The organism is Nostoc sp., assembly GCF_035638895.1.
Lineage (GTDB): Bacteria > Cyanobacteriota > Cyanobacteriia > Cyanobacteriales > Nostocaceae > Nostoc.
Genome location: NZ_DASQZC010000648.1, coordinates 1 through 4,652 on the forward strand (window position 1 = coordinate 1; position 4,652 = coordinate 4,652).

The following is a 4,652-nucleotide window of genomic DNA, read 5'->3' on the forward strand; positions in this document are numbered from 1 at the left end:
CCGCGTGCTAATCGGCAAAAATCGCGCTTGATGTGGCTAATTGATGAATGGGGTGTAGAAAAGTTTCGAGCAGAAGTAGAAAGCCGTTTGGGTAAATCATTATTACCCGCAGCAGCAAAAGACGAAATCGACTGGGAAAAACGCGACCATATCGGGGTATATAAACAAAAACAACCAGGATTAAATTACGCAGGTTTGAACATTCCCGTCGGGCGGCTGTATGCCGAGGATATGTTTGAAATTGCCCGTTTAGCAGAAGTTTACGGCAGTGGCGAAATCCGCTTTACAGTTGAGCAAAACATCGTTATCCCCAACATTTCTGACTTGCGGTTAGCAACATTTTTAACAGAGTCTTTGCTAGAAAGGTTTTCTATTGATCCAGGTTTGCTGGCGCGATCGCTAGTATCCTGCACAGGCGCACAATTTTGCAACTTTGCTCTCATCGAAACCAAAAACCGCTCCCTGGCAATGATTAAAGCCTTAGAAGAAGATTTAACCTTCACCCATCCTGTGCGAATTCACTGGACAGGTTGCCCCAACTCCTGCGGACAGCCCCAAGTTGCAGACATTGGCTTGATGGGGACTAAGACTCGCAAAAATGGCAAAACTCTGGAGGGCGTTGACATATATATGGGTGGCAAAGTTGGCAAAGAAGCCCATTTGGGAACTTGTGTGATCAAAGGCATACCCTGCGAAGACTTGCAACCAGTATTGCAAGATTTATTAATCAAAAACTTTGGGGCAAAACTCAAGCAAGAAGCTTTAGTAGCTACTGGTAAGTAACCCCTAGTGCTTAACAATCAACAAACGACAAAAGACAAATGAAAAATCTTTCGCGCAGAAAATTTATTTTCACCACCACTACGGCGGCGGCGGCTTCTATCCTGGCTCATGGTTGTTCCTCTGGCAATACAGCCTCAACAGGTGGTGAAACACCCTCTGCGGCCCCAGCCGCTAACGTCTCTACAGTAGCTAACGCGCCGAAGGTAGAAACAACCAAAGCCAAATTAGGATTTATCGCCTTAACCGATTCCGCTCCTCTGATTATTGCTAAAGAAAAGGGCTTCTTTGCCAAGTATGGGATGACTGATGTTGAGGTAATCAAGCAAAAATCTTGGCCTGTCACCCGCGATAACTTGAAAATTGGCTCATCTGGCGGTGGCATTGATGGCGCACACATCCTCAGCCCCATGCCTTACTTGATGACCATCAACGATAAAGTGCCAATGTATCTCTTGGCAAGGTTAAATACCAATGGTCAAGCTATTTCTGTTGCGAATAAATTTAAAGACCTCAATGTAAATTTAGAAAGCAAAGCGCTCAAAGAAGCTGCAAGTCTTGCCAAAGCTAATAAAAAATCCTTGAAATTTGGTGTAACTTTTCCTGGTGGTACCCACGATTTATGGATGCGCTACTGGCTAGCTGCTGGCGGCATAAATCCAGATCAAGATGTGGTTTTGGAACCTGTACCACCACCACAAATGGTGGCAAATATCAAAGTTGGCACTATCGATTCTTTTTGTGTGGGAGAGCCTTGGAACGCCCAATTAGTCAACCAAAAATTAGGTTATTCAGCTTTAGTTACAGGCGAATTATGGAAAGATCATCCAGAAAAAGCCTTTACTATGCGGAAAGATTGGGTTGATAAAAATCCTAATGCCACACAAGCATTATTGATGGCAATTCTGGAAGCTCAACAATGGTGCGATCGCCCAGAAAATAAGGAGGAAATGTGTAAAATTTGCTCTGGGCGTAAATACTTTAATGTTGCTGCCACAGATATTTTAGAAAGGTCTAAAGGCAATATTGACTTCGGTGATGGTCGTACTCAGCAAAATTTCTCACATCCCATGAAGTTTTGGGCAAATAACGCTTCTTATCCCTATAAGAGTCACGATACTTGGTTTTTAACAGAAGAAATTCGCTGGGGCTATTTACCAAAAGATACTAAAGTTCAAGAAATAGTTAACCAAGTGAATAAAGAGGACTTATGGAAACAAGCAGCTAAGGCTATTGGTGTTGCTGATTCCGAAATTCCTAAGAGTAGTTCTCGGGGAATTGAGACTTTCTTTGATGGTGTGAAATTTGATCCAGAGAAACCAGAAGAATATTTACAGAGTTTAAAAATTAAGAAAGTTTAATCAAAAGCAAGAGGGGGAAAAAATCAAATGGCAGCTATTCTGGGAAGTCGCACCATCAAAAAAAACTACCGTAAGAACTTTAATAAACTAGTTTTGCAAAAAATTGTGCCGCCACTAGTAGCTTTAGCCATTTTTTTAGTGATTTGGCAACTACTATGTTTAAATCCCAACTTTAAGTTACCTGGGCCAATAGAAACCATTGCTGAAACTTGGAACCCTTTTATCATCGATCCATTTTTTGATAATGGTGAAAGTGATAAAGGATTAGGCTGGCAGATACTTAGTAGTTTGGGACGGGTTGGTTTAGGCTTTTCTCTAGCGACAATTGTCGGCATAACATTAGGAATTTTGATTGGAGTTAATAAATTACTTTATAATGCCGTAGATCCAATCTTCCAAGTGTTACGGACTGTACCGCCTCTTGCATGGCTACCAATTTCTCTAGCAGCATTTCAACAAGCTAACCCTTCGGCTATTTTCGTAATTTTCATTACGTCCATTTGGCCGATTATCATTAACACTACAGTAGGCGTGCAACAAATTCCTCAAGACTATGTAAACGTAGCTAGAGTTTTGCGTCTCAAAGGGGCAAAGTATTTCTTTAAAGTTGTATTTCCTGCCACTGTTCCTTACATATTTACAGGGTTACGCATTGGCATTGGTTTATCTTGGTTAGCAATTGTTGCAGCAGAAATGTTAGTGGGTGGTGTGGGAATTGGTTCATTTATTTGGGATGCTTACAACACCACAACAGAAACTAACTTAAGCGAAATTATCCTAGCACTAATTTATGTTGGTTTAGTCGGATTGATTCTAGATAGAATGGTTGGCTTTATAGCTAGCAAAGTTGTACCAGACTAGGGAATAGGGAATAGCAAATAAGTTACTTCCCCAATTACGAATTACGAATTACGAATTACGAATTAACAAATGACTACTTTTGTTGAAGTTGACCACATTGACCGTGTATTTGAACTTCCGAATGGCGGCAAATATATTGCTCTAAAAAACATTGAGTTGAAAATCCGACGAGGGGAATTCGTTTCTCTAATTGGACATTCTGGTTGTGGTAAATCTACTCTGCTCAACATCATTGCAGGTTTAGATAGAGCAAGTGTTGGAGGTGTGACGTTGGAAGGGCGGGAAGTTAGAGAACCCAGTCCAGATCGGATGGTTGTGTTTCAAAACTACTCTTTGCTGCCTTGGTTAACAGTACGGGAAAATATCGCCCTAGCTGTGGATGAAGTATATAAAGGTAAGTCGAAAGGCGATCGCAGAAGCATTATCGAAGAACATATTGATATGGTGGGGCTGCGTTTGGCAGCTAATAAACGTCCTAGCGAGTTATCTGGGGGAATGAAACAAAGGGTAGCGATCGCTCGCGCCCTAGCTACTCGTCCCAAGTTATTACTGCTAGACGAACCCTTTGGAGCGTTGGATGCCCTTACACGGGGTGGTTTGCAAGAGCAACTAATGAAAATTTGCAACGAACACAACGTTACTTGTGTGATGGTGACACACGACGTAGATGAGGCGCTGTTGTTGAGCGATCGCGTTGTCATGCTCACTAATGGCCCAGAAGCTCATATCGGGCAAATCCTCGAAGTGCCAATCCCTCGCCCGCGTCAACGCTTGGAAGTCGTCAAACATCCCAGCTACTACAGTCTGCGGAATGAAATGATTTACTTCCTCAACCAACAAAAGCTGGTTAAGAAACGCAAAGCACAGCAGACTTCAGCACCAGTAGCCATATCCCGCAACGGCTTAGAAAAAGTCAATTTAGAAATTGGCTTTATGCCTGTGACCGATGCTGCACCTTTAATCGTTGCTCAAGAAAAAGGCTTCTTTGCCCAGTACGGTTTAGAAAATATTACCCTCACTCGTGCCAATAGCTGGAAGGAAATAGCTCAAGGGGTTGTTACTGGCAAATTAGATGCAGCCCAAATGCTTGCGGGAATGCCCTTAGCCCTAACTTTGGGTGCTGGTGGTAAAAAACCAATTCCTATAATCAATGCCCTAAATATCTCTCGCAATGCGAACGCCATCACCTTAAGCAAAAGGTTGTATAACCGAGGTGTTAGAAACCTGGTTGACTTAAAAACAGCAATTAACGCCGCTCCCGACCAAATTCTAACTTTGGGTGTAGCTCACTCTACTTCAATGGTGAACCTAATCCTGCGTTATTGGCTGGCTGCTGGTGGCATCGATCCCGATCGAGATGTCAGCCTAACGGTGATTCCACCAATGGAAATGGTTTCTCAACTCAAAGCCGGAAATATTGACGGTTACTGTGCTGGAGAACCTTGGAATTATCTTGCTGTTCATCAAAACTTAGGCTTTGTTGCCGCTACAGCTTTAGAAATTTGGTCAGGACAGCCGAAAAAAGTTTTGGGAGTGCGGGAAGATTGGGCGCAGAAATATCCAGAAACTTATCTTGCTCTGGTTAAAGCACTGTTAGAAGCTTGTAAATACTGTGATGATTTTCGCAACCGCGAAGAAATTTTAGAAATC

At 42.5% G+C, this 4,652-nt stretch carries 3 protein-coding genes and 1 pseudogene; all 4 read left to right on the top strand.

The features are described from left to right. Positions 1-783 (top strand): annotated as a pseudogene (gene nirA / locus VE944_RS30965) (ferredoxin--nitrite reductase); the annotation flags it as partial. Between the two features lie 38 nt (positions 784-821). Then, a complete protein-coding gene (locus VE944_RS30970) occupies positions 822-2,141 on the top strand; it encodes a CmpA/NrtA family ABC transporter substrate-binding protein (RefSeq protein ID WP_324986668.1) in 1,320 nt (439 codons plus the stop codon). 27 nt (positions 2,142-2,168) lie between these two features. Then, positions 2,169-3,002 carry a nitrate ABC transporter permease gene (gene ntrB, locus VE944_RS30975; RefSeq protein ID WP_324986671.1) on the top strand — a complete coding sequence of 278 codons (834 nt, stop codon included), beginning with the start codon at positions 2,169-2,171 and terminating at the stop codon, positions 3,000-3,002. Between the two features lie 69 nt (positions 3,003-3,071). Continuing rightward, a partial coding sequence (locus tag VE944_RS30980; protein ID WP_324986674.1) for an ABC transporter ATP-binding/substrate-binding protein occupies positions 3,072-4,652 on the top strand: 1,581 nt, incomplete at its 3' end.

Coding starts and splice junctions, on each gene's coding strand:
- VE944_RS30970 (WP_324986668.1), top strand. CDS start 822: ATGAAAAATCTTTCGCGCAGAAAATTTATTTTCACCACCACTACGGCG.
- ntrB (WP_324986671.1), top strand. CDS start 2,169: ATGGCAGCTATTCTGGGAAGTCGCACCATCAAAAAAAACTACCGTAAG.